Source organism: Paraflavitalea sp. CAU 1676 (genome assembly GCF_029223285.1).
Lineage (GTDB): Bacteria > Bacteroidota > Bacteroidia > Chitinophagales > Chitinophagaceae > Paraflavitalea.
Genome location: NZ_JARHUJ010000001.1, coordinates 1,130,402 through 1,156,718 on the forward strand (window position 1 = coordinate 1,130,402; position 26,317 = coordinate 1,156,718).

Genomic DNA, 26,317 nt, shown 5'->3' on the forward strand with positions numbered 1-26,317 from the left:
AACCCGAATCTTTCTTATCTTTGCGATTCCTCAAATTAATACCAGTAATGAAGTTTGGAGTTGTAGTTTTCCCCGGCTCGAATTGTGATCGTGATATGCAGGACGCGCTGCAAAATGATCTGAATCAGGAAGTTATCATGCTTTGGCACAAGGAAAAGGACCTCACCATGTTCACGACAGACGATTGTATCGTACTGCCTGGTGGATTTTCGTACGGTGATTACCTCCGTTGTGGCGCCATTGCCCGTTTCAGCCCGATGATGCAAAGTGTGATCGATTTCGCCAACAAGGGCGGAAAGGTGCTCGGGGTGTGCAATGGTTTCCAGGTGCTTTGCGAAGCGCATTTGCTGCCCGGGGTATTATTAAGGAATGCTAATCAGCAATTTATCAGCAAGAACATATATATCAAAGGTGTAGGATCTCCCGATCAGGCGCTCAAGATCCCCATTGCTCACGGGGAAGGCCGCTACTACGCCGACGCTAACGTATTGGATGAACTGGAAGCCAACAACCAGGTGATCTATCGCTATTGCGATGAAACCGGTGCGGTTATTCCTTCGGCCAATCCGAATGGCGCTACCAGAAATATTGCCGGTATCCGTAATGCGAACGGGAATGTTTTTGGCATGATGCCGCACCCCGAAAGGGCTACCAGCGATGCGCTGGGTAATGTGGACGGTCGTATCATACTGAATTCATTGTTAATGAATGCTAAGACTGGTGCTGCACGTTCTGCAGCTGCCGTAGCCAACGCATAGGGCTAAAAAGTTCAGGGTTTCATTCATAAAGGGGGAGGGGTATTTTAAATAAAATTTAAGATATCCTTTAGTACATTGCCACTTATTTTCTGTTTTAATAGAAACGCTCATTATGAAGAAATACTTGTTACTTGCTCTGGCTGTTATTGGTTTTGCGGGTGCTTACGCTCAGGAGAAACCTGTTAACTGGAATTTTACTGCCAAAAAGATCGCAGACAAGACTTACGAAGTTCATTTTACTGCGAACATTACCGGCAACTGGCATATCTATTCCCAAACGGTGGGTGTAGACGGACCAGTGCCTACTACTTTTACTTACACCAAGAATCCTTTGTTGACGGTGGAAGGCAAACCCAAAGAAGAAGGCAAGCTCATTAAGAAGAAAGAAGAAGCCTGGGATGGCGTAGTGAATTACTTCGAGAAGACGGTGAACTTCGTTCAGATCGTTAAAGTAAAAGGTGCTGCCAAAACCAACCTCGCCGGCAAAGTAGAGTACATGGTATGTAATGATGAGAAATGTTTACCTCCCGTTGAAGTTCCTTTTAATGTGAACATCGGCGGATAAACGTTTTCCCCCAACCCCCTCAAACTTCCGCTATGCGATCTTATTTTTTACTCTTGTTGGTTACAATAGGCTTCTCTACGTTACAGGCACAGGACAAAGCTGTGAACTGGACGGCCAACGCCAGGAAGATCGATAACAAGACTTACGAAGTACGCATCGTGGCCGAGATCGGTAACAACTGGCACCTGTATTCACAAAATGCAGGCCCCGATATGCCGGCGCCCACAGTGATCAGTTTCAACCGGAATCCATTGGTGCTGGTAAACGGCAAGCCCAAAGAAGTGGGCAAGCTGATCACCAAAAAAGAAGCAGCCCTGGATGCTGTTGTAAACTATTACGAGCAGCGTGTGGAGTTTGTGCAGGTGGTAAAGCTGAAGGGTAAGGTAAAGACGAACTTTACCGGCAAAGTAGAATATACCGTATGTAACAATACAAGGTGTTTGCCTCCTGCGGATTATGATTTCACGGTGAACATCGGAGGCTAAGCATTTTGAACGACCAACTAAAAATAATTGATCAAAGCAAACGGGTTCCTGCCTAGGGGGCTCGTTTGTTTTTAGACAGAGACAGATCATGATAAAGAAAATTTACTTCATCGTACTTTTTTTACTCAGTACCCTTTTCACCATTCAGGCCCAGGACTCGACTGCCCCCAAGGTTCAGTGGCAATTCAATGCCGCTAAAAAGGCCGATCAGGAATACATCCTGACTTATAAAGCCAACATAGAACCTGGCTGGCGCCTCTTTTCTACCACCGCCAAAGACGACGAGTTGAATACGCGCATCGGGTTCGACAGTGCCACGACAGCTAACCTTACAGTAGAATCGACCATCGAGAACGGCCAGCTTAAACAGCAGAAAGAGCCGGTGTTGGATAACGCAGAGATCAAATTCTTCGAAAACCAGGTTGAGATCACTGTAACGGTGAAAGCAAAAGAAGGACTGGGCAAGATCAGAGGGGCTGTTACTTATATGTTCATGAAAGGGGATGAAATACCGAGTCCGGTGGAGGCGCCTTTCCTGTTTGCGATCGATGACAAGGGAGCGATCAGTGCAAAGGCTGGTGGCTTGCAGGAGTCGGCTGAAGCTGCGCAGGCGCTGAAGAGGACTTCCATCGACATGAACAAACCGGTGAAAGATTGCGGAGGAACGGGTATCGAAGATGACCGCTCCAAGAGCCTGATGGGAATATTCATCCTTGGCTTTTTGGGTGGTTTGATCGGTTTGTTGACACCTTGCGTGTTCCCTATGATCCCGCTTACAGTTTCATTTTTCACCAAACAATCGCCTACTCGCAAAAAGGGTATTTTCAATGCGGTCATGTATGGCTTCTTTATCTTGTTGATCTATGTTATACTGAGCATACCTTTTCATTTCCTCGATTCCAGCAATCCGGAAATACTGAATACCATATCTACCAACGTGTGGCTGAACATAGCCTTCTTCGTGATCTTCGTGGTATTTGCGCTTTCCTTCTTCGGATTGTTCGAGATCACCATGCCAGGTGGACTGGCCAATAAAACCGATTCAAAAGCCGGCTCTGGTGGGTTGGGTGGCATCTTCTTCATGGCACTTACCCTGGCGCTGGTATCATTCTCCTGTACCGGACCTATCCTGGGTTCGTTGCTGGCGGGTTCTTTATCGACTGATGGAGGCGCCATGCAATTGTCGATGGGTATGGCCGGGTTCGGCCTGGCACTCGCATTGCCTTTCACCATATTTGCATTATTCCCCAGCTTGCTGCAGTCGTTACCCCGTTCGGGCGGATGGTTGACATCGGTAAAGATCGTATTGGGCTTCCTGGAACTGGCACTGGCCGTTAAGTTCCTGTCGAATGCCGACCTGGTGCAACATTGGGGCATTTTGAAACGTGAAGTATTCTTTGGTATCTGGATCATTATCGGGATTCTGCTTACCCTTTATCTGTTTGGTATCTTACGATTCAAACACGAGGGTAAACCCAAACTCACGAAGATCCGTCTTACGTTAGCTATAATCTTCCTGGCCTTCACTCTATACCTGGTGCCTGGCCTTACCAATTCAAAATATGCCAACAGGGCCCTGATCAGTGGTTTTCCACCGCCGCTTACTTATAGCATCTACGGTAAAGATGCCTTCAAAGGCGTAGAGGCACAGGTGATGAATGATTATGAAAAAGGATTGAAACTGGCAAAGGAACTCAATAAGCCCATCTTGCTGGACTTTACTGGCTGGGCTTGCGTAAACTGCCGTAAGATGGAAGAGAACGTGTGGCCGGTGCCGGAGATCAAAGAGATCATTGAGAAGGAATATGTGTTGGTATCGCTCTATGTCGATGACCGCAAGAAGTTATCGCCCGATGACCAATTTGTATATACCCTTCCCGATGGATCGAAGAAAGACATTAAGACGATTGGGGATGTATATGCAACCCTGCAAAGCCTGAACTTCACGAGCGTTTCGCAGCCGTTGTATGTAGCGATCACGCCCGATGAAAAGTTATTGACCCGCCCGGTTGGTTATACGCCGAATGAGAAGGAATATAAGGAGTGGCTGGAATGTGGATTGGAGGCGTTCAAGCAAGTGCAGAAGTAGAAGATCAACATTAATCGCATATACAAAGGGCTCCCCGTGAGCCCTTTTGTTTTATGAGCGTAAAGAAGTGTCTTCGTAAATTTCGACCAGCGGGATTTGAAGTGAAATGCCCTTCAAATGCAACCGTTCCTCCAGGGTTCGGTATTCCTGCAGTTCCCAGTGATTGTCGGCGTTGACTGCAAAGTCTTCAATATGGACCGATTCAGAGTCGACCAGTATGTATTCCCGCAGCGATAGTATGTCGCGGTATAATTTAAACTTATTGCCCCTGTCATAGTTTTTGGTGGAAGGGGACAGCACCTCGATAATCACTGTAGGATTCAGCACGTTGAAATCATCGTTGTTCAGGGTTTGCGGAGTTCCACAAACAATAGATATATCGGGGTACGTAAATAATGTATTCGCGGGAATGTGAATACGCATATCGCTGCCGAACGGCCTGCAGGATTTGCCCTTGAGGCCAATGCCAAGACTGGTTTGCAGGTTAGAAGTTATGATATTATGCGGCAGGGCAACTCCCGCCATCGCAAATAACTCCCCCTGATAATATTCGCGTTTGATATCAGAGCGCGCTTCCGATTCGAGGTATTCTTCGATGGTATATAGTCTTTTGCTGTAGCTCACAGCTGGTTCTTTTACTTCGTTTTCCATACCTAAGGTACGGAATAACTCCTGAGCCGGTTTTAGAGAGAGCGGACAAATTTGACCGGTCGCAGAAAGGGCGCTAACCCCTCTTTACCTATACAGCTATTTGAAAATGCTGGTTGTCTCCAATAAAAAATCCCCGCTCCTATGAAGCGGGGATTTAATTAGGCGTCATTCTGTTCCAGCCTTCCGGCTAGCAAGCAATGTCATCATTATAAGGTCGGATGGAGGGCCAGAATGACAATATCTTTCCAGTCTCATTTTTGGTTGTTCACAAAGCTAATTAGTTATCCGTTCCCAATTTTTACGGTCCTAGTTAAACTTTTGTCAAGAGACAAGGAGGATAATTACAAGGCGATCTTCTTCTGCATCATCATTTTGCGCAGATTGATCAGGCCATAGCGCATTCTTCCCAGTGCAGTATTGATGCTGCAGTTGGTAAGAGAAGCGATTTCCTTGAAGCTCAGGTCTGCGTAATGACGGAGAATAATTACTTCGCGTTGATCTTCAGGTAACAGATCAAGCATTTGACGCACACGGTCGTGGCTTTGCTTTTTCATCATCTTCATGTCGGCACCTTCCTCTGTGAAGTTGATGACTTCGAAAATGTCACGGTCGTCGCTCGTACGGATAGAAGGTGTACGTTTCACCTTTCTGAAATGATCTACGCACAGGTTGTGAGCAATACGCATTGCCCAGGGTAAAAACTTACCTTCCTCTGTGTACCGGCCTCCACGAATTGTGTCGATGATCTTGATGAGAACGTCCTGGAAAATATCTTCAGCCAGATATTTGTCTTTAACCAGGAAAAGAATTGAAGTGTACATTTTGTCCTTGTGACGAAGCACTAAGGTCTCGAGGGCATACAGGTCTCCATCCTGGAAATCCTGGATGAGTTCATGGTCGGTCTTTTTGCGTAGTAAATTCATAAACTTCTACGGTTTTGAAGGTGATAGGATATTTAAATTGAAATGGATTTTATTTTGAACGGCTTTTCTGTGTAGAAGTGACAACGTCGATAGGCAGTAAAATTTTAGTTTTCTGATTTATTGTACAAATTACCAACTAAAGATAGAGAGTTTTTTCAAAAAACAAAACTTTAAGAGAACTTTTAAACTTTTTATGCATTAAGGGGTAAATAGTTATACCTATTGACAATTCGCAAGTGATTTCATTAGCAAATATCATATTAACATTATGTAATATAATTGACAGAACATATCTGAACCAGTTCCCACGTAATTGCAATACTTTTGTGATCCTTTCTTATGCCTGATACAGCTAAAAAAAACGAGACAAAAAAATCCATCCGGCCAGTGAAAGCTTTTGATAATATTTTTATCAAAGGTGCCCGGGTGCACAACCTGAAAAACGTTTCAGTAGAGATTCCACGCAATAAATTAGTGGTCGTAACCGGGGTTTCCGGATCCGGAAAATCTTCCCTCACCATCGACACCCTCTTCGCCGAAGGCCAGCGCCGGTACGCAGAAAGCCTTAGTGCCTACGCCCGCCAGTTTATGGCTCGGATGGTAAAGCCCGATGTCGATTATATAAAAGGACTCTGCCCCGCCATCGCTATCGAACAAAAGGTCATTACCCGTACGCCGCGTTCTACCGTAGGCAGTATGACCGAAGTATACGATTACCTCCGCCTGTTATATGCACGAGCCGGCAAAACCATTTCACCGGTATCGGGTCGTGAAGTCAAGAAAGACGATGTGAAGGATGTGATCGATGCCATGAGCAAGCTCAGTACCGGCGATAAAGTGCTTATACTTATTCCCTTCAAACAGCATACGCATCGCAACGTGCAGGAAGAACTTAATATCCTCATGCAAAAAGGCTTTTCCCGTTTGTATGACGGAGCCATCCTGCGGATAGAGGACTTACTGGAAGATGCCAAGTGGAAACCGGCAAAGAATACCTACGTGCTCATCGATCGTATCGTGGTGAAGGATTTCGACGAAGACGATCAGCACCGTATTGCCGACTCCGTAGGTACCGCCTTTTACGAAGGCGAAGGAGCCCTTACACTGGAAGTGAATACCACTAAGCTCCTTACCTTCTCCAATAAGTTCGAGCTCGACGGCATTTTGTTCGAAGAGCCCGTTCCTAACCTCTTCTCTTTTAACAATCCATTTGGCGCCTGCCCCACCTGCGAAGGTTTTAGCCAGGTGCTGGGTATCGACAACGACCTGGTGATACCCGATAAACGGCTCAGCGTGTATGAAGGCGCTGTAGCGCCCTGGAAAGGCGAAAAGCTGGGCTGGTGGAAAGAGCAGTTCATCAAAGGAGCCAAAAAGATCGACTTCCCCATTCACAAGCCCATCATCGACCTCACCAAAGCACAATACAAAATGTTGTGGGAAGGTAGCAATGGGGTATTGGGTATCGATGACTTTTTCAAAGAAGTAGAACAGAACTTATACAAGGTGCAATACCGCGTACTGTTATCACGGTACCGGGGCCGCACCCTTTGCCCCGATTGTAAAGGTTACCGCCTCCGCAAGGAAGCGCTCTACGTACAGGTAGGTGGCAAACACATTGGCGAGCTTTGTGAAATGCCGGTGAAAGACCTTACCCGTTGGTTCGAATCGCTGAAGCTGAGCGAATACGACCAACAAGTGGCCAAGCGCGTCCTGATAGAGATTGGCCATCGCCTCAAAACACTCCTGGATGTAGGACTGGGGTACCTGACCCTGAATCGACTTGCCAACTCATTGAGTGGCGGCGAAAGTCAGCGGATACAACTTACCCGTTCACTGGGCAGTAACCTCACCGATTCCCTCTATATTCTCGACGAGCCATCCATTGGATTGCATTCCCGCGATACGGAACGCCTCATACAGGTGTTGAAAGAATTGCGCGATCTCGGCAACACTGTGGTGGTGGTAGAACACGATGAAATGATGATGCGTGAAGCAGATCATATCATCGATATGGGACCGCTCGCATCGCACCTCGGTGGCGAAGTAGTGGCCAGCGGCAATTACGACGAGCTCATCAGCCATCCCAAGAGCCTTACCGGTAAGTACCTGAAAGGCGAACTCTCGATCGATGTACCGAAGAAACTACGCAACTGGAATCGTTCGTTGAAAGTAGAAGGTGCACGGCAAAACAACCTGCAGGACGTAACGGTAGAGTTTCCGCTGAATACCCTTTGCGTGGTAAGCGGCGTAAGCGGCAGTGGTAAAACAACACTGGTAAAGCAGATCCTGTATCCTGGCCTGCAGAAGATCAAAGGCGAGTTTGCCGATAAAGTAGGCTTGCACAAAGCCATCACCGGCGATATTGAATACCTGTCGCAGATCGAAATGGTGGATCAGAATCCCATTGGAAAATCATCCCGCAGCAACCCTGTTACGTATATCAAAGCATACGATGAGATCCGCGATCTGTATGCACGACAGCCTTTGAGTAAAGTGCGCGGTTTTCAGCCGAAGCACTTTTCCTTCAACGTAGATGGCGGCCGCTGCGATACCTGTAAGGGTGAGGGCGAGCAAATAGTGGAGATGCAGTTCCTGGCCGATGTACACCTTACCTGCGAAGTGTGTGGGGGAAAGAAGTTCAAGGAAGAAGTGCTGGAGGTAACTTACGATGGCAAGAGCATTTACGATGTGCTGGAAATGAGTGTCGACGAATCCCTCGAATTCTTCAAGGCCGAGAAAGACATTATACAGAAGATAAAGCCGCTCAGCGATGTGGGATTGGGGTATGTGAAGCTGGGGCAGTCATCGGATACCCTGTCGGGCGGAGAAGCGCAGCGTGTTAAGCTGGCCTCATTCCTGGGCAAAGGCAAGGCGCAGGGGCATATCCTGTTCATCTTCGACGAACCTACGACCGGTCTGCATTTTCACGACATCAAAAAACTGTTGACTTCCTTCAACGCCCTCATCGACCAGGGCCATTCTATTATAGTGATCGAGCACAATATCGATGTGATCAAGAGTGCCGACTGGATCATCGACCTGGGCCCCGAAGCAGGCGATGGCGGTGGTACGATCGTATATGCCGGCGTGCCGGCCGGCTTGAAGAAAGTGAGCGCGAGCTTCACCGGGAAATTTTTGTAAAGGCTTTTACAGTGCCTGCAAAGGGCTGGTAATACGTTGAAAAAGATGCCACTGCGGCCGGCCCGGCAATTTCTCACCGTCTTAACATTTCAACCTGTTTCTTTGCAGAAAAGTAAGCAGCATATGCGATATTGGGTCTTATTGGTGGTGGTATTATTAGGCGTTTCGAGCCAGGTGAATGCCCAGGCGAAGATCAATTTATCGCGCCCCAAAGTGGTGGCTGTTAAAACACCCAAAGCTCCATTGGCCCAGATCGGTGTTCCGGAACTGATCACTATGCTCGATTGGGACAGTTTTGTGATCGATACCACCCTTAAGCGGAAGGGTTACCTGTTGATGCAGAAAGATGTAGACAGCACCAGTTCGCTGTTCCAGTATTCCAATGTTTCCCGCAAGGAGGATGCGCCGGTCAACGTGCGCTCGGTGAGCTATATGGAAGCCGCTGTACGGGACATGAAAGGTAAAATGCTTTCGTACCGCACCTATGATAAGGAAGAGTTCAGGGAAATTTCCGGCTTCCTGCTCGCCAACAATTACCGACAAACGAATAAGTTCGACATTGACAATGTCCAGCATACGGTCTACAACAATGGCAAACAGGAGATTCGGCTCAAGGTGACCACCACCAGGGTCGAAAAGAGAACCTTTGTTGCTTACGAAATAGAATTGGGTAAATAGACCGCCCTTCCCCCGATAGCTTCAGTACTTGCGTCGTTTCATGTTCACCCCGCCTATCGCAGACGGTCGAGGCTTTTCACCAGTTTCTGGTCACGATAAATGCCCCTGATGGCGAGGATGATGAATACAGGGATCACCAGAGCGATCACGGCCGTAAGATCGAAGTTGCCTTCCCCAGGAACAAATTTGCGCGTTTGCACATAAAAGAGCACCACGCTGATGGCCGAAAGCAGGAGGGCCAGGAAGCTGAGCCGCAGCTGGAGCTTGCGGTCTTTGTACACGAAGATGGCTACCAGCGATAACAAGCCCGTAGCTACTACAGTGATGGCGAGCAATACGCTGTCGGTGGCTACCAGCGAAGAAAAGGCCTTCGGTTGCGCTTCTTTGATGATATTACCACTGTAAAAAGAAAGCTTCATGGTAAGAAAAGAGGCTGCAGCAGCCAATAAAAGCCAAACAGATTGTATACGCTGGATCATCTGGATATAAATTAGTATCTCAAAAATAGGCAATCTGGTTGGGATAGAAAACCACTTACCTGCCCGATCACGCTAAAGGTCACCGTTTTACAGTAAACCCCTGAAGGCAATCGGCAGGTCTTGCTGGCCGCGAACCGTGGGAGATGCGGCACCAGCCCACCTCGCCCGGGAACACCGGGGTTGCTGGCTACTCTACAAAAAGCAAGTGGCAGGAAGCTACATCCCGCCACTTTTTTCCCATTTTATACTCCTAACTAAAGAGTCGTACTTAACCCGCTCTGCCGGGAGGTATTACCTCACTCATTTCACCATCGGCCACGCGGATGATCTTCCAGTCTTCGCCTTCATAGATATGCAGTAAGTAGATGAACGAGTAGCCTACCTGGATCTCTTCGGCACTCGAGATGTTGTGGTCAAACCAGGTACTCTTCACCTGCGCCCTTACATCGCGGGGCAGCATCTTTTCGGTAAGGTACCGGATCGTGTACAACCAGTTGCCTTTCTTGTCATAGTCGATACGGATCTTGACGTTGTCTTTGCTGAACTTGGCCATAAAGCCATTGTTGATGAGGTACCACCGTTCTTCCTGCGCATCGGGATAACTGCTCGTGAAATGTCTCACTGCCCTGACGGCGATCTCATTGCGGTATACCGATTCGCCCGGTGCCGGGCTGGTGGAAAGGTCCGGTACCTGTGGAGGAACCGAACTGTGGTGGTTGCTGCTACTTACCTTACCGGAGGCGCATGCCTGCAACAAGATAAACACAAACGACAGCAACAGGCTGTGGAGGGTGATGTGTTTCATGGCTATACTTTTTTTATTGTCAATAGGACGATCAGTGCTGATGCATGTTGCACCGAATGCCGCTTTATTTGAACTTCATGATAAAGTAACAACCTATTTTAACGGTTCCATTTGCCTTTTAGATGTATGACACCGGTAGCCTGCAACAAACACCCCACAGCTGTATTTTTCGATATACGGCGTTTGTCGAATAATGAAGCAGGCACCTTGACAATTTGGTAACTTTAGTAAAGAAACAGGCATATGCTGAAGAATAAGATTGTACGCACCAACCTCATATTCTGGACCTGCTGGTTCCTCTACGAATGGCTGGCCAACGCTGCTTATGATAGCAAGTACGAGCTGCACCTGGTGCAAACCTCGTTGCTCGCGCCTATCATGATCGGGGCTACCTTGTTTACTATTTTCGTGCTGATCAACCGCTTCTACCTCAAAGGAGAGAAAACCAAGTTCTGGATCGGCCTCATTAGCAGCATGTTGTTCTTCGGTATAGCGCGCAGGGCCATCAATTATTTCATTATCTATAAGACCTTTCAGCCCGAATGGATGTTGAACCAACCATTCCTGTTTGCGCCGAAGGTCCTTTTTGAGATCGTAGGCACTTATCTTATCGTGGCGCTCAATGCGATGTTCTATTACCTGCAGGCCTGGTACGAACAGCAGCGCATTACCCAAACCCTGCAAAAGGACAAGGCCGAAGCACAATTGGAATTGCTCAAATCGCAGGTGCAACCACATTTCATCTTTAATACGCTCAACAATATTTATTCGCTCTCCACGCAACACAGTCCCAAGACCTCCGACCTCATTTACCGGCTTTCCTCGTTGCTGAGCTACTCCCTGTACGATAGCCGCAAGACCAACATTGCGCTCGAGCAGGAAATGGAGTATATCAATAACTATATTGAACTGGAAAAGATCCGCTATGGCGACCGGTTGGATATCGCCGTGAATGTACTCAACGACATCAGTCGGATAAGCATATCACCCTTCCTGCTGCTGCCAATTGTAGAGAATTGTTTCAAGCATGGCGCCAGCAATGAAATAGATGTGTGCTGGATCAGGCTCGATGTATTGTATAAAGACGACTGGCTGATCATTAAAGCCGAGAACAGTAAACCTGCTTCGGCAAAATCGAACGGCTCACACAATGGCATTGGCCTGGAAAATGTGCGGCAGCGATTGGAGATATTGTACAAGAACCGGTATGAGTTCCGCTGTATGGAAGAAGATCAATCGTACCTGGTAGTGCTTAAAATAAAAATGATTGCACATGAAGATCAAGTGCTTGTTGGTGGATGATGAACCACCTGCCCTCGACCTGATGACTGCTTACATCGAAAGAGTGGGCGACCTGGAGATCGTTGGCCGGTGCAATAATGCTATCGAAGCTTTTGGCTTTATGCAAAAGACCAAGGTCGATCTCCTCTTCCTCGATATCCAGATGCCCAAGATGACCGGGCTCGATCTGATCCGTTCTCTGAACGACCGCCCTAAGATCATCATCATTACTGCGTACCGGGAGTTTGCAGCAGATGGATTCGACCTCGATGTATTGGACTATATCGTAAAGCCCGTCTCATTTGAGCGTTTCCTGAAAGCAATTGGAAAGTTTAATCAGTACAATATGCTAAGGCAGGTGGAGGCACAGGAAAAAGGGCCCGATGCATTTGAGAAAGCCTACATGTATTTCAAAGTAAACAAACAGGTAAGAAAGGTATTCCTGAAAGACATCATTTACATAGAAAGCGTAAAGGACTATGTGAAGATCGTTACCACCGACAAGCCATTGATCACTTATCAGCGACTGAGCTACATGGAAGAGAAATTACCCGAAAATAAATTCCTGCGCATACACAAGTCCTATATCATCGCCATCGACAGGATATCGGGGTACAACAACGACCTCATCAATATCGACGGGCACGAACTGCCGTTGGGCCGCAGCTACAAGCAGGGATTCCTGAAAGTGGTGAATGTGTGAAGAGACCTACAGCTTCTGCTCCCTGCCGATCAGTTAGTACAAAATGGTGCCAATGAAGGGAATAAAGATCACTACCAACGCCCATACGATCTTGGTGGTATCCTGGCGGAAACGGCTGTTAACGATATCTACCAGCGCGAATATCCACAAGGCCAGACATAATAAACCGATCAATCCAAACGAGAACATAGCTGATTGTTTATACCATTAGTCGGTAGGCAAGTTCTTTTGTTACAGGCGTGGGGCGAAAGGTCTGCGTGGCCCCTTGATAAAAATCAAAAGTGCACCCGGTATTACCAGGTGCACTTTCGCAGGTTGCCTGAACTGTCATCAGGCGTATACATTGATCGCGTGCAGACAAGCCGCCCGCAATGATTATCCTAATTCGGGATAGAGTGGGAACTTCTTCATAAAGGCCTGTACATCGCCCTTCACAGCCTTGATCACGCTTTCGTCATCGGCGTTTGTCAGTACTTTGTCGATCAGGGAAACAACGGTTTCCATATCGGCTTCCTGCATACCGCGGGTAGTGATGGCAGGTACACCTACGCGGATACCGCTGGTAACGAATGGGCTCTTGTCGTCGAAAGGAACCGCATTCTTATTGAGCGTGATATGTGCTTTGTCGAGTGTTTCCTGGGCTTTCTTACCGGTGATGTTCTTATTGCGCAGGTCGATCAGCATCAGGTGGTTGTCGGTACCCTGACTGATGAGGTCATAACCACGGTTCACAAACGATTTGGCCATGGCCTGAGCGTTGGTGAGGATCTGCTTGCCGTACTGGAGGAAATCGTCGCTGAGGATCTCGCCGAAAGAGATGGCCTTGGCAGCGATCACGTGCTCGAGTGGTCCGCCCTGGATGCCGGGGAATACGGCGAGGTCGAGCAATTGGGTGATGGTACGGGTATTACCCTTGGGATCTTTGATGCCCCAGGGATTTTCGAAATCGTGACGTACCATGATGACACCACCACGGGGGCCACGCAAAGTTTTATGGGTAGTAGAAGTTACAATGTGGCAATGATCGAAAGGATCATTGAGCAGTCCCTTGGCGATAAGGCCGGCAGGGTGTGCGATATCTGCGAGTACTACGGCACCGATCTCATCGGCTACAGCGCGGATGCGGGCGTAATCCCAATCGCGGCTATAGGCAGAAGCACCGCAGATGATCATTTTGGGTTTTTCCTTGCGGGCGATCGATTCCAGTTGGTCATAATCAACCAGGCCGGTATCTTTCTTCACACCATAATGAAGGGCAATGTAGTTTTTGCCGCTGAAGTTGGCAGGGCTGCCGTGGGTGAGGTGACCACCCATGCTGAGGTCAAGACCAAGAATTTTATCACCGGGCTTTACGCACGCTAAGAATACAGCTGCATTGGCCTGTGCACCACTGTGCGGTTGAACGTTGGCCCAGCTGGCGTTAAAGATCTGTTTCAGCCGGTCAATAGCCAGCTGTTCGATCTGGTCAACAATTTCGCAACCACCATAATAACGCTTGCCGGGATATCCTTCAGCATATTTGTTGGTAGCAACAGTGCCCATGGCCTGCATTACCTGCAGGGAAGTGAAGTTTTCCGAGGCGATGAGTTCTATGCCATTGCGTTGACGATCAAGCTCCTGGTTGATGAGGTCAAAAACTAAAGTGTCTTTTTGCATGGCGCAAAAGTACTTCAAAAGCAATTAACGCACGAAATGGAGTTGGGGATAAAATTTGCCAGAATACGAAAATACATTGCTAATTGTCATGTGTGGAGTACGCAATAATATCGGTACGAATAATTTTTCCTATTTTCACGGCTTCGAAAAAACAACTTACTTGTTTTTCAATGAAAGCGATCATTCCCGTAGCTGGTGCAGGTACTAAGTTACGCCCTCATACATATACACAACCCAAGGCACTGATTCCTCTCGCAGGAAAGACAATTCTAAGCATAATTGTTGATCAGTTGAAAGACGCCGGCATCAATGAATTCATTTTCATCGTTGGCTATCTCGGCGAAAAGATACAGGATTACGTCAAGGAAAAATATCCCGGACTGCAGGCGCATTTCGTGTACCAGAGCGAGCGTCATGGTATTGGCCATGCGATCACCCTCACCCGAAACATCGTGGCCGACGACGAGATGTTTATCGTATTGGGCGACACCATCGCCGAATACGACGTGAAGGCTGTACTCGACATGCCGGGTTCGTCACTGGGTGTGAAAAGGGTCGACGATCCCCGCAGTTTTGGCGTAGCGGAAATGGGGGAGGACGGCTTCATCAGCCGGGTGGTGGAAAAACCACAGATCCCCAAATCCAATATGGCCCTCGTGGGCATCTACCGCATCAAGGAATCTTCCCTGCTGTTCAATTGCCTCGAAAACAATATCCGCAACCAGGTGATGAGCCGGGGCGAGTTCAGTATTACTGACGCGCTGGAGTGTATGATCACCCAGGGAGCCAGGTTCCAGGCCTTCAAGGTGCAGAACTGGTTCGATTGCGGCCGGAAGGAAACTCTGCTCGAGTCGAACGCTACCATGCTCAAGAAGTTTGGCGGGTCTATCGCCGCCGAATCGGTGCTGGATAACACGATCATTATACCTCCGGTAAGCATTGCGAAAGGATGTAATATAAAGAACTCGATCATCGGTCCCAATGTAACCATCGGTGAAAAGACCACGATCAATTATTCCATCATCAAGGAATCCATCATCGGCTCCTTTGCCGACCTGTACGATATCGTGCTCACCACTTCCCTCATCGGCAGCGATACGGAAGTAAAGGGAGAGAGCCGCAGCCTCAACATCGGCGACAATACCGAGATCGACCTGGGCGAGTCTTGATAAGTTCCGTAATTAAATTACATGATCGGCTTTAATGGGTGGGGAAGTTTGAGTAACTTTCTGGGGAATTATGCAACATTCTTTAGGGGCCACGTGTCTTTATGAAGGATGGGCACCCGAAACCAGTGATGAATGGCAGTAACCAAACTTAGCCAACCTTTTAAACGCTAATTTATGAGAGGAAAGAAAAAACTGTTATTGCTTGCTGCAATGCTTCCTCTTGCCTTGCTTGCTAAAGCAAATAATGGCAGTGACGACCGTGGAAAACCTGAACCAGCCATCTCGGGCATCGTTTCTGAGATGGGTAGTAAGAAACCGGTTCAGGGTGTAACTGTATCTATCGCTGGTAAAGGCCAGGATAAAAAAGAGGTTACTACCGATGCGGCCGGCAATTTCAAAGTTCCTCAAATGCCTGCCGGCGAATTGATCATCATCCTGGAAAAGAAGGGTTACAAAACATTTCGTAAAGAAGGCGTTACCCTGAAAGAGGGCGTTCCTTTAAAACTGAGCTTCGACATCAGCAATGAAGGGGCCGACGACGAAAGCGATGTGTTCCATCCCCTGCGGATGATGGATAGCGAATAATCAGGTCAAATCTTAAGATACTCAACCGGTCGCGCCCCTGGCGCGACCGGTTTTTTTGTGCCCGTCGGCGGCTCTGCGATCCTTGACCACCCTTAGGGCTACCGGGCGAGCCAGTTAGTTCCCCTAAAAGTCGCAGATTGGCGGCGTTGACGGCAACGAAAAGAAGTAGTGTAGCCTAAGGCAAAGCCTACTATCAGCCACGTTTTTTTGCTAGTATACTTCGGGTGTTATTCGGGTGTACTCCTCTCATAACGGCACTGATATCCACTACAAACCGCACTGCCATTCACTAAACAGTGCCGTTCGGGCTATTTTCCGGTGCTGGTAGTATAGGGGTAAGCTATTGATGGAGAGTAGGTTGTACGCATATTTGTACACTCCAGCGAAAATCCTCAGTGCGGTTACGTGCAAATGAACGCATTGTAATTGACAGATAATCAATTTATAAGGAGCATTCTGAAGTGCGGAATCCGTTCAGAGAAGGGCCCTAACCCTCCCCATAAACAAAAACGGAGCTGAGAACAGCCCCGTTTACAGTCAAATGAGAAAGTTGCACTTTAATCTACATCTACGTCCATTTTGCCGTCCTCTTTGCGGACGGTTACTTTTTCATGGCTAAAATATTTTTTATAGCGGTCGGCCACTGCCTTGGGTTGCTGCTTGCCGTTAACGGTCAGCGTGCCTTCATTGTATTTAATGGTGTAATCGCCTTTGGTGCTTAGGAGGCCTTCCTTTTCCAGGCTGTAGACCATTTCCTGGTAGCCCTTAATTTCAAGTGTTGCTTTATCGATCTCCTTCCAGGCATCTTTGAGGTCCACCTTAAGGTCAAACTTCTCCTTATCGAGGTTTTTCATTTCCCGGTCAAATGCTGACTGGGCAGCTTTTAACTCCTCCTGCACTTCTTTCATGTCTATTTTCTTCAATTCTTCAATTTCAATCTTCGCATTTTCGAGCTCCTTCTTCCAGTCTTTGTTCTTGAGTTCGCGGTCTACTTCCAGCTTCGCTTCGGCCAGCTCTTTCTGGATAGACTTCTTATCTGCTTCTGACAGTGCAGTTTTGACAGATTGATTGATCTCCTTTTCTATCTTCTCAAAATCCACCTTATTCAGCGAGGCTTCGATCTCTTTTTCTATCTTCTCAAAGTCCACCTGCTTCATGGCCAGCTCAATATGCTGCTGAATCTTTTCTGAGTCGAAGTTTTTGCGCACCTCATCCATGGCCTTGTTCACATGCTCCCAGTCAACATTTTTCATGCTTGATTTGGCTTCTTCCAACTGGCGGATCTCCTTGTCGAAGTCTTTTTCTTCTTTTTCGCGGGTAGCTTTCTTTTTTTGATTGGGCAGGGTGTCCTGAATAAGTTGTGGTAGGTGCGGGGTTTGGCGGGGACTTTCTTTCCAGGCGACCAGGGTAATGGCGGTGGCTACACCGAGCGCCGGGATGCCCCAGCGAACGAGGTTCTTATTGATTTTCATGCGCAATGGGTTTTGTTTAGATGACTAATACGATGCTCTTCGTATAAATGTACGATATGTTTCGTAAAATGTAGCATGGCGTCTGGAGAAAGCTATTATTTTAACAATTGGGGGGCAGGTGGCCGGGAGGTGGCACTGGTGGGTGACCTGTATGGCAGATGCCTTGGGCCATTCGAAGGGTTAGGTCCTTTTAGGTTACAAGGCTACATAAAGAGGCCGCCCCCGAATTGCTGCCTGGAATGTTCTCATTCCTTAGCGCAGTCCAGGGGCGGCCTTCAATAATCTATGTCGTGGCGCTTGATATAGGATTTGGCGCCGGGTTATTAGTGATTACGGAAAGCCCATTTCCACATTTCCTTCCAGGTGGGTTTCTTTCCATACATGAGGATACCGGTACGGTAGATCTTTCCGGCCATCCAGGTGGTGAACAGGAAACCTGCCACGAGGAATACCATACTCAGTACCAGTTCGAGTGCGCTTACACCATCGGGTACGCCATGGGCTATACGCGCCATCATCACCACCGGAGAGGTGAGGGGGAACAAACTGCCGAAAATGGCCAGGTTGCTGGTGGGGTCGTTTACCGCCTTGGTCATGATTACGATACCGAAAATGATCGGTAGGGTGATGGGAAGGATCAGGCTCTGTGCATCCTGCGGATCTTCATTCACCGCGCTGCCCACGGCCGCAAAGAGTGATGAATACAGGAGATAACCACCCAGGAAGTAGAACAGGAAGCACGGAAGCAACAGGGCAAAGTTGATCTGGTCCATCACGGCCATAAAGGCACTGCCCGCACCGCTTTGGGCGGCAGTAGCCATGGCGCCGGCGCCTCCGGGAATGTTTTGCGCAGCCGATGCGTCGCCGCCCGTTAATAAGGGTATCACGGCCATCGTTACCGTACCCAGTAAGATCCAGATGATGAATTGCAGCAAGCCCACAGCGCCGATGCCGATGATCTTGCCCATCATCAGTTGAAAGGGTTTCACGCTGCTCACGATCACTTCGGCTATACGGGTCACTTTCTCTTCTGCCACACCGCGCATGACCATGGTGCCGTAAATGAAGAGTATGATATATATAAGGAAGCCGGAAATAAAGCCTACCGCATAGCTAAGGCCGGCCTTGTTCTTGTCTTTCTCGCCCGAAATAGGCTTGAACTCTACTTCAGAACTACGGCGTGCACTGTCGAGCTGGGTTTGGGTAATGTTGAGCGCCAGCAACCGCTTTTGCTCCAGCAATTTGTTGACCCGCCTTTCAATACGCTCCTGGCTGATCATACCGATGGTCTTGTTGTAAAAGACATTCATGGTATCGGAAGATAGCGGGTTATAGTTGGCAGGAATAAATATGTAACCGCTGAACTCTTTCTTAGCCACTTTTTGGTCGAGTGAGGCCCTCGAAGTATCGTTTACAAACTCAAACTTTACTTCTTTATCGCTTTCCAGTTTGCCGTTGAATACATTGGCCCTGTCGGCAATGGCAATGCGGAGATCGTCGTTCCCTTTTACCGAGAAATAGATCATCAGCGCATAGAAGCCGAAAATGAGCAGGGGAAATAATATAGTGCTCAGCAGGAAGGTCTTTTTCTTTACCCTACTGTTGAATTCGCGTTGTGCAACAATCCAGGTCTTATTCATACAAAGATTTTAGGCAGTTATTTTTTCAAATTGACGGGCAGTGGGCGTGTCTTCTACCACGCGGATGAAGATGTCGTGTAAAGAAGGCAACTGCTCCTGGAAGGAATGGATGTTTACACCCGCAGCGAGGAAGTATTGCAATACTTCATTAGGTATATGGCCTTCCTGCACTTTTACCAGTAGTTGGTCTGCCTCCTGTTTCACCACTTTAAATGCACTGGTGTTGATGGTGGCTGGTATATTGTCGACGCTGATGCTGAATAAGTTTTGTTTGTACAGTTGCTTGATCTCTTTTACCGTTCCGTCGAGCACTTTATGTCCTTTATTGACGAGGATGATATGGTCGCAGATCTCTTCCACCTCTTTCATACGGTGTGTACTGAAAATGACGCTGGCGCCTTCCTTGGCAAGGCGGAAGATCTCTCTCTTGATCAGGTCGGCATTAACAGGGTCGAGGCCGCTAAGGGGTTCGTCGAGAATGATGAGTTTAGGTTGGTGCAGTACCGTGGTCACGAACTGAAGCTTTTGTTGCATTCCCTTACTCAGGTCTTCTACCTTTTTGTTCCACCAGCTCTGCATTTCGAAACGGGTGAACCATTCCCTTACCCGCTCCATGGCTTCAAGCTTGCCCAATCCCTTCAGGCGGGCCAGGTACAGGGCCTGTTCGCCGATCTTCATCTTCTTATAAAGGCCTTTTTCCTCCGGCATATAGCCAATAAGGCCAATATCTTTTACAGGATCGAGCGGACGCCCATTGAAGATGATCTCTCCCTCATCGGGAAAGGTAATGCCCGTGAGCATCCGGATCAGGGTGGTTTTACCGGCGCCGTTGGGGCCCAGCATGCCAAAAATGCTGCCTTCTGCCAGAGTAAAGCTGATGTCATCAACAGCTTTCTGTGTGGCAAAATACTTTTTAAGGTGTTTGACCTCCAGAATATTCATGAATTGAGGGTTTTAGTTGGAACGAACCAGGCTCTTAAAGATAAAGAACCGCTCTCTTAGTAGACAATACCGTCAATTTATTACAGGAAGCAGCCATTATTTGTTAGCGTATTTTAACAAATTCGGCTACCACCCGCTCACCATCCATGGCGGCGCTTACGATACCGCCCGCGTAGCCAGCTCCTTCGGCACAGGGATACAGCCGGGCAATCTGTGGATGTTGCAGGTTTTCGGGGTGCCTGGGTATGCGGACGGGTGAGGATGTTCTCGACTCTGTACCCACCACTATAGCGTCGTTGGTGAAATAGCCCTTCATCTTTTTGCCAAACTCGCGGAAAGCGCCTTGGAGGGAAGTATAAATGAAATCGGGTAAAACCTCATTGAGCGGGGCAGACTGGAGTCCGGGCAGGTACGAGCAGTCGGGTAGGGTAGTGGAAACCTTTTGTTGGGTAAAATCGGCCATTCTTTGCGCCGGCGCTACGAATTTACCACCGCCATATTGAAAGGCCTTTTGTTCTACCGATTGTTGAAAGTACATAGCCGATAAGGGATCCTGCACGGATACAGGTATTTTGCCTCCCGCTTTTTTGATCCACGCCGCAATATCTGGCATCTCTACCGAAGCTACCATACCCGAATTGGCGTAGGGATTATTCCTTTTGGAAGGTGACCAGCCATTCACCACCAGTTCGCCGGCATCGGTAGAAGCGGGAGCGATGATACCACCCGGACACATACAAAAGGAGAAAACGCCGCGTTCGTTAACCTGCTGTACAAGGCTGTAAGAAGCGGGCGGTAAAAAGGCATCACGTGTGGGGCAATGGTATTGAATGCTGTCGATCAGGGACTGTGGATGTTCAATGCGTACGCCAAGGGCAAAAGGCTTGGCTTCGATCAATATTTTCTTCCGGTGCAATAAGGCAAAGATGTCGCGGGCTGAGTGTCCGGTGGCTAGTATTACTGCATCTCCATCAAAACTATCTCCACTCGCAGTAACAACACCTTTAATGATGTTGTCTTTAATAATAAGGTCCGTTACTTTCTTTTCAAACAGGAAGAGGCCGCCGCAATCGATGATCTTTTCGCGGATAGCGGTGATGATCTGGGGCAGTTTATTGGTGCCTACGTGAGGATGAGCATCATACAGGATCTTTTCATCGGCGCCAAACTGCACCAATATATTAAGGATGCGGTTTACATCACCTCTTTTATTACTACGGGTATACAACTTGCCATCGCTGTAAGTACCGGCGCCACCTTCACCAAAGCAGTAATTGCTATCCGGATTAATAACTCCTTCTTTATTGAGTAAGGCAAGATCGCGGCGTCGGGCACGCACATCTTTACCTCTTTCCAATACAATGGGTTGAATACCTTCTTCAATGAGTTTAAGGGCTGCAAACAATCCAGCCGGTCCTGCACCCACTACGATCACTTTTTGGGGAGCTTTGGACACATCCCTTAAAACAAGTTGTTGAATGGTACGTTCATGGAAAGGTTCGTGCATAAAAACACGAATCGTAAGTAGTATCCAGGGTTGCCTGCTACGGGCATCGATAGATTGTTTGAGGATATGAAAACCACTGATAGCCGATACGGGAATACCAAAATGGGAAGCCGCATATTGTTGCACCTTTTCGGGTGAGGCTGCTTCGGCGGGCAGCAACTTGAGTGTACATTGTTGTTGCATGATGTTAGGCAGTTAACCTAAAAATCGGTTGATGACAGTTTGACTTAGAACAAGCTGTCGGCTGAAGCGCAAAAATAGCTATATATAATAAGTTCATCCATAAAAAAATTATAGCAACATTGTCATGTCAAAATAAGAGCAGTACTGACAGCAGAAGGCTGATTACTAACTATCGTTATGGAAACAGCATGGGTAAAATAAGCGTATTAGTACCCAAAAGTGGGTAGTGTATAAGTTAGTTTTTTTTAGGGTGACAGGATGCTGAATGGCCAAATAAATATTTTGATTTCAAGGCGTAAAAAAAGTGGAAACAATATGCGGTCCGTATTAAATTATTTGTATCTTCAATAGCATCACAGCTTATATATGAAGAGAGCTTTTTCCCATATGACATCCTTTTCTTTCTTCATAGGGCATTCCTGCAACACCACCCGGAGTTATTCAATTGTACCGTGTAGAATGTTTTTTCAAAGAACGACTCAACCATTGGCCGGTGACAGAAGCCGGTTATTAAAATCTTGTATCAGCGGTAGCGAAAGCATTGAACTGATGTAATGCAATAAAATAAGTTGGCAGCGCTTACTTATTTTATGTGCTGGAAGTATTTCTTATTATTCGCCTACGGACAAAAATTGTAAACCCTAAGAACTGAGTGCAGTACATACTTGTTGTACCGTGTGTGATCAATTGTTCCAAAAACTTCTGGTAAGAGAAAATGAGGCAGCAAATTTGCAGAGGTTGTATCTGTCTGTGAGATCAAAAAAACAAGGGAATAAACATTTTTTTATTCAGATAGAAATTTTGATATTCGCACCCCTGCAAAACTTTTTTTGGAAGTATAGCATTATCCAACATCCATAGAAAAACGCGGTTCTAGGCGGCATGATTTAGTTCAGGAATAATCTTAACTCAACATAATAAACTGCTGTTAGCATAATGACAAAGTCTTTTGATAAAGTTTGGGTCAATTGTTTGGAGATAATAAAGGACATCGTTGAGTGGCAACATTTCAAAACTTGGTTCGAGCCGATTAAACCCGTAGAAATAAAAGGTAATGTGTTGGTGATTCAGGTTCCCAGCCAATTCTTTTATGAATACCTCGAAGAGCATTATGTAAACCTGCTCGCAAAAACTTTGCGCAGGGTGTTGGGTAAAGAAGCACAGCTGGAGTACCGTATCATGGTGGATAGTGGTAATCATAACAACAAGCCATTAACTATGGATATCCCTACTCATGGTTATAAAACTTACTCCAGCAATGAAATGGATTTTCCGCTGATCATTCACAATCCCGTCAAGAATCCTTTTGTGATCCCGGGCTTGAAGAAGATGCAGATCGATCCACAGTTGAATCCTATTTATACATTCGAAAACTTTGTGGAGGGCGATAGCAACCGTGTAGCCCGCCGCGCCGGTAAAACGGTAGGCGAAAAACCGGGTGCCAGCTCGTTCAACCCACTCGTTATATATGGTGGCGTAGGTTTGGGTAAAACCCACCTGGCCCAGGCCATCGGAAACGATGTAAAGCGCCTGCATCCTAATAAAGTGGTTTTATATGTAAGTTCTGAGAAGTTCATCAACCAATTCCAGGACCATAGCCGTAACAATGCCATCAACGACTTTATCCACTTCTACCAGCTGGTAGACGTGCTGATCATCGACGATGTGCAGTTCTTTAACAGGGCCGAAAAGTCGCAGGATGCCTTTTTCGCCATCTTCAATCACCTGCACCAGAGTGGCAAACAGCTGATCCTGACCTCCGATAAACCTCCGAAGGACCTCGAGGGTGTTCAGGAGCGTTTGCTGAGCCGTTTCCGCTGGGGCCTCAGCGCTGACCTGCAGGTGCCTGATTATGAGACGCGTATCGAGATCCTCGACAGGAAAATGAAGAACGACGGTCTCGAAATGCCGCGCGAGGTAGTAAAATACCTGGCCTATAACATCAATAGCAACGTACGTGAGCTGGAAGGCGCCCTTATCTCATTATTGGCACAATCTTCGCTCAATAAGCGCGAAATTGACCTCGATCTTGCTAAACGAGTACTCCGTAATTTTGTGAAAACAAGCAGCAAAGAAATCACTATCGAAACCATACAGAAAATGGTCTGTGAGTACTTTGATGTATCCTACGACAAGTTGCTGCAAAAGACCCGGAAACGGGAAATTGTGCAGGCAAGGCAGATTACTATGTACCTGGCCAAAGCTTTTACGAAGAACTCTCTTAAAACGATTGGAGAACATTTTGGCGGACGTGACCACACCACCGTGATCCACTCCTGCCAAACGGTAAAAGACCTGATGGATACCGATAGCACTTTCCGCGAAAGCGTAATGGAGCTTCAGCAAAAGGTTCAGCTCGCCGCCATGTGATGACAATATTTAATTGCTTATACGGTCCCGCTCCTAACAGAGCGGGATTTTTGTTTTACGTCCCGCTATTTACGTTATGAGGCAACTTGCCAGTAGCAGCATGGGAGTGCATTGGGAAAAAGCAGACCTGGGTATCACCTATCATCCCTGACATTTTCGTTGCATAATAGTTAGTAACTTGGTTCACAAACCCAATCAAGTTATTATGCGACTAACTACGACTGCCTTGCTGTTTTCTTTATTGGCTGCCTGTCAGCAAACACCTTCCGAACCTGCTGCTGAAGTGGCTACGAAACCTGCTGCCACGGCGGTAACAGGCACCTGGAAGCTGCTCACCGGCACCCTGATCCAGAAAGGGGATACCACGGTCACGGACTATACCAAAGGTCAATCATTCATCAAGATCATCAACGACAGTCACTTTGCCTTCCTGCACCACGATCTCAGCAAGGGCAAAGATTCGGCAGCCCTTTATTCTTCGGGCGGCGGAAGCTATATATTGAAGGATACCTTGTATACGGAGCATCTCGAGTATTGCACCGCACGCCAGTGGGAAGGCAACAATTTCGAGTTTACCGTAACCATTAAAGGAGATACGTTGATACAAAAAGGTATCGAGAAGATACAGGACCTCGGCGTCGACAGGCTCAACATCGAAAAATACGTGCGGGTCAATTAACATAGCATACTGCTCACTTGACTTCCCTAAATAATAGTAAAAAGGCCCTCCGGAATTCCGAAGGGCCTTTTTAGATGATATATCTTATGTGCTTACCAGTTATTAATTGGGCGCTTGCTCAAGGAGCTTGACAGCCTCAGCTATCCAATCCGTTCCCGGCTTTAACCGAACGTTGGGTTGAATGCCCTTTTCGTCGATGCCTTCACCTTTGTCGATCCTTCGGCTTCGTGTGGTGGCATAGTTAAGTATGTAAGGCATGCAGGAGAAGGGATGCTCCCGCATATTGGAGTAATCGAGCGTCCCGTCTGTATTTTCTCCGGCAAGGATCACCTTACTGCTTTGCCTGGCGTATAGCAACAATTGTTCTGTCGTGCTGGCGCAGCCGCCATTGATAAGGAACACCACTTTCTTTGGAAAGGCCAGCGGTGTAAGGGAGGAGTCTACTCCATCGTTGCCCAGACTTACAAAACGACCTTTGCCGCCTTCCATTTTCCCGATGATGTCGCGGACGGAGTTCTTGGAACTTTCCGGCAGGTCGGGATCGGTCAGTAATTGTTTCCATCCGGTGATGTTGGCGTCTGTAGCCAATACATCAACACCAGTGGTTGTGTTGGGGTTGGTATACAGCAGGGGGACCAGGGGGCCATAGGCAAAATCGGCTCCGCCACCATTGTCGCGTACATCGATCACCAGGTAAGGCATCTTGCTCAGCAGGTCTTTGTGGGTGGTAAACAGAGAGTCGATGTTCTTGGCGTTGGAAGGCGAAAAGTTGGATATCTTAATATAAAAGGTTTTGTCGCTCAGTTGGCGCGAGGCAACGGGTTCATACGTGACATTGCGTTTTTCTTTAGCGGAGCCTTCGCGCAGCCAGTCGCCTCCAATGACGTTTTTGCCGAGGTAGAAGTACTCGACCTTGGGCATGTGGTTGCGCATATACAAAACGCCCTTCAATACAGTGTCGTTGATAAAGTGCCCCTCGAATTTTGTCATGCCCGGTTTCCAGTTGGGGATCTTTGAATTGACCATGATGCCCACATAATCATGAAGGGGTGATTGATCTTTGATCACAGCAATCCGGTACGAGGAGTCGTATTGCGAAAGGTAAATGCCTTCCGGACCCTTGGATTTCTGAAGCGCTGATAACTTCTTTTCGGGAATCGGATGAATTGGCCGGCTGCTGATATATTGTGAGTCTAGCTTAAGCGCGTCGAAATTGATGCTCACCTGAACATGGTCATCCTTGAACATGTCGAGCCAGGCGGTAATGATAGCCAGGCATTGTTCGCCGGTGCCGTTTTTTTTACTCAATTGAAGGAACACCTTGCTTTTTCGTTCATACACGGCGGGGGTTATCACGGCAAGCTTGTCTTTAAAGCCTGCATAGTTCGCTTCCATAAATCCTTTGATGTGCAGGAATTCTTTTTCGCAATCGCAGGATTGGGCCCTGCTGGCAGCAGTCGCAAGCAACAGCGACGCAATAAAGATTATTCTCATGTATGGACAGGTTAGGTATTGTTGAAAATACCGAGCTTCCGGCAATAAAATGAAACCGACCT

General features: G+C 47.5%; 23 protein-coding genes. 12 read left to right on the forward strand and 11 right to left on the reverse strand.

What is annotated here, in order from left to right; genetic code table 11:
- The first annotated feature begins 47 nt into the window (after positions 1–47).
- The 4 genes from purQ to P2H89_RS04500 all read left to right on the forward strand — a co-directional run bounded on the left by purQ (position 48) and on the right by P2H89_RS04500 (position 3,897).
- Positions 48–758: a phosphoribosylformylglycinamidine synthase subunit PurQ gene (gene purQ, locus P2H89_RS04485; protein ID WP_275825332.1), complete on the forward strand. Its 711-nt coding sequence runs from the start codon at positions 48–50 to the stop codon at positions 756–758.
- A 112-nt stretch (positions 759–870) separates the two neighbouring features.
- Positions 871–1,323, forward strand: a complete 453-nt coding sequence (locus tag P2H89_RS04490; RefSeq protein ID WP_275825333.1) for a protein-disulfide reductase DsbD domain-containing protein — start codon at positions 871–873, stop codon at positions 1,321–1,323.
- Between the two features lie 32 nt (positions 1,324–1,355).
- Positions 1,356–1,808: a protein-disulfide reductase DsbD domain-containing protein gene (locus tag P2H89_RS04495; protein ID WP_275825334.1), complete on the forward strand. Its 453-nt coding sequence runs from the start codon at positions 1,356–1,358 to the stop codon at positions 1,806–1,808.
- Positions 1,809–1,896: 88 nt separating this feature from the next.
- Positions 1,897–3,897: a cytochrome c biogenesis protein CcdA gene (locus tag P2H89_RS04500; RefSeq protein ID WP_275825335.1), complete on the forward strand. Its 2,001-nt coding sequence runs from the start codon at positions 1,897–1,899 to the stop codon at positions 3,895–3,897.
- Between the two features lie 51 nt (positions 3,898–3,948).
- Here the strand turns inward: P2H89_RS04500 and P2H89_RS04505 are convergent, their stop codons facing one another.
- A complete protein-coding gene (locus P2H89_RS04505; RefSeq protein ID WP_275825336.1) occupies positions 3,949–4,548 on the reverse strand; it encodes a Uma2 family endonuclease in 600 nt (199 codons plus the stop codon).
- A gap of 341 nt (positions 4,549–4,889) precedes the next feature.
- Complete coding sequence (locus P2H89_RS04510) at positions 4,890–5,471, reverse strand: sigma-70 family RNA polymerase sigma factor (protein WP_119053595.1); 582 nt, start codon at positions 5,469–5,471, stop codon at positions 4,890–4,892.
- A gap of 387 nt (positions 5,472–5,858) precedes the next feature.
- Here P2H89_RS04510 and uvrA point away from each other — a divergent pair, with 387 nt between their 5' ends.
- Together uvrA and P2H89_RS04520 are read left to right on the forward strand one after the other, a co-directional pair.
- A complete protein-coding gene (uvrA, locus tag P2H89_RS04515) occupies positions 5,859–8,612 on the forward strand; it encodes an excinuclease ABC subunit UvrA (protein WP_275825337.1) in 2,754 nt (917 codons plus the stop codon).
- 123 nt (positions 8,613–8,735) lie between these two features.
- The gene (locus P2H89_RS04520) at positions 8,736–9,290 is read left to right on the forward strand and encodes a hypothetical protein (protein WP_275825338.1); all 555 of its coding nucleotides are present in this window, start codon (positions 8,736–8,738) and stop codon (positions 9,288–9,290) included.
- 53 nt (positions 9,291–9,343) lie between these two features.
- On the opposite strand, the gene P2H89_RS04525 is transcribed toward P2H89_RS04520, so the two are convergent.
- A complete protein-coding gene (locus tag P2H89_RS04525) occupies positions 9,344–9,769 on the reverse strand; it encodes a DUF4293 family protein (protein WP_275825340.1) in 426 nt (141 codons plus the stop codon).
- 268 nt (positions 9,770–10,037) lie between these two features.
- Positions 10,038–10,574, reverse strand: coding sequence for a hypothetical protein (locus tag P2H89_RS04530; protein ID WP_275825341.1), 537 nt, complete (start codon positions 10,572–10,574; stop codon positions 10,038–10,040).
- A 243-nt stretch (positions 10,575–10,817) separates the two neighbouring features.
- Here P2H89_RS04530 and P2H89_RS04535 point away from each other — a divergent pair, with 243 nt between their 5' ends.
- Together P2H89_RS04535 and P2H89_RS04540 are read left to right on the forward strand one after the other, a co-directional pair.
- Positions 10,818–11,876, forward strand: coding sequence for a histidine kinase (locus P2H89_RS04535; protein WP_275825342.1), 1,059 nt, complete (start codon positions 10,818–10,820; stop codon positions 11,874–11,876).
- Positions 11,848–12,558, forward strand: a complete 711-nt coding sequence (locus P2H89_RS04540; protein WP_275825343.1) for a LytTR family DNA-binding domain-containing protein — start codon at positions 11,848–11,850, stop codon at positions 12,556–12,558. The genes P2H89_RS04535 and P2H89_RS04540 overlap by 29 nt, the downstream gene beginning before the upstream one ends.
- Positions 12,559–12,591: 33 nt before the next feature.
- On the opposite strand, the gene P2H89_RS04545 is transcribed toward P2H89_RS04540, so the two are convergent.
- Positions 12,592–12,747 carry a PLDc N-terminal domain-containing protein gene (locus tag P2H89_RS04545; protein ID WP_275825344.1) on the reverse strand — a complete coding sequence of 52 codons (156 nt, stop codon included), beginning with the start codon at positions 12,745–12,747 and terminating at the stop codon, positions 12,592–12,594.
- 186 nt (positions 12,748–12,933) lie between these two features.
- Positions 12,934–14,214 carry a serine hydroxymethyltransferase gene (gene glyA / locus P2H89_RS04550; RefSeq protein WP_275825345.1) on the reverse strand — a complete coding sequence of 427 codons (1,281 nt, stop codon included), beginning with the start codon at positions 14,212–14,214 and terminating at the stop codon, positions 12,934–12,936.
- Positions 14,215–14,384: 170 nt separating this feature from the next.
- Here glyA and P2H89_RS04555 point away from each other — a divergent pair, with 170 nt between their 5' ends.
- Both P2H89_RS04555 and P2H89_RS04560 read left to right on the forward strand, forming a co-directional pair.
- A complete protein-coding gene (locus P2H89_RS04555) occupies positions 14,385–15,383 on the forward strand; it encodes a sugar phosphate nucleotidyltransferase (RefSeq protein ID WP_275825346.1) in 999 nt (332 codons plus the stop codon).
- Positions 15,384–15,557: 174 nt separating this feature from the next.
- Positions 15,558–15,968, forward strand: coding sequence for a carboxypeptidase-like regulatory domain-containing protein (locus tag P2H89_RS04560; protein ID WP_275825347.1), 411 nt, complete (start codon positions 15,558–15,560; stop codon positions 15,966–15,968).
- 557 nt (positions 15,969–16,525) lie between these two features.
- Here P2H89_RS04560 and P2H89_RS04565 read toward each other — a convergent pair.
- The 4 genes from P2H89_RS04565 to P2H89_RS04580 all read right to left on the reverse strand — a co-directional run bounded on the left by P2H89_RS04565 (position 16,526) and on the right by P2H89_RS04580 (position 21,712).
- A complete protein-coding gene (locus tag P2H89_RS04565) occupies positions 16,526–17,440 on the reverse strand; it encodes a hypothetical protein (protein ID WP_275825348.1) in 915 nt (304 codons plus the stop codon).
- 323 nt (positions 17,441–17,763) lie between these two features.
- Positions 17,764–19,080, reverse strand: a complete 1,317-nt coding sequence (locus tag P2H89_RS04570; protein WP_275825349.1) for an ABC transporter permease — start codon at positions 19,078–19,080, stop codon at positions 17,764–17,766.
- 9 nt (positions 19,081–19,089) lie between these two features.
- Positions 19,090–20,022, reverse strand: coding sequence for an ATP-binding cassette domain-containing protein (locus P2H89_RS04575; RefSeq protein WP_275825351.1), 933 nt, complete (start codon positions 20,020–20,022; stop codon positions 19,090–19,092).
- Positions 20,023–20,125: 103 nt separating this feature from the next.
- Entirely contained in the window at positions 20,126–21,712 is a 1,587-nt protein-coding gene (locus P2H89_RS04580; RefSeq protein ID WP_275825352.1) for an FAD-dependent protein, read from the reverse strand.
- 936 nt (positions 21,713–22,648) lie between these two features.
- Here P2H89_RS04580 and dnaA point away from each other — a divergent pair.
- Positions 22,649–24,082 (forward strand): chromosomal replication initiator protein DnaA, encoded by a 1,434-nt coding sequence (dnaA, locus tag P2H89_RS04585; protein WP_275825353.1) that lies wholly within the window; start codon positions 22,649–22,651, stop codon positions 24,080–24,082.
- A 205-nt stretch (positions 24,083–24,287) separates the two neighbouring features.
- A complete protein-coding gene (locus P2H89_RS04590) occupies positions 24,288–24,761 on the forward strand; it encodes a hypothetical protein (RefSeq protein WP_275825354.1) in 474 nt (157 codons plus the stop codon).
- 102 nt (positions 24,762–24,863) lie between these two features.
- Here the strand turns inward: P2H89_RS04590 and P2H89_RS04595 are convergent, their stop codons facing one another.
- On the reverse strand, positions 24,864–26,255 hold the full coding sequence (locus P2H89_RS04595; RefSeq protein ID WP_275825355.1) for a S41 family peptidase: 1,392 nt from the start codon (positions 26,253–26,255) through the stop codon (positions 24,864–24,866).
- Positions 26,256–26,317 lie beyond the last annotated feature (62 nt).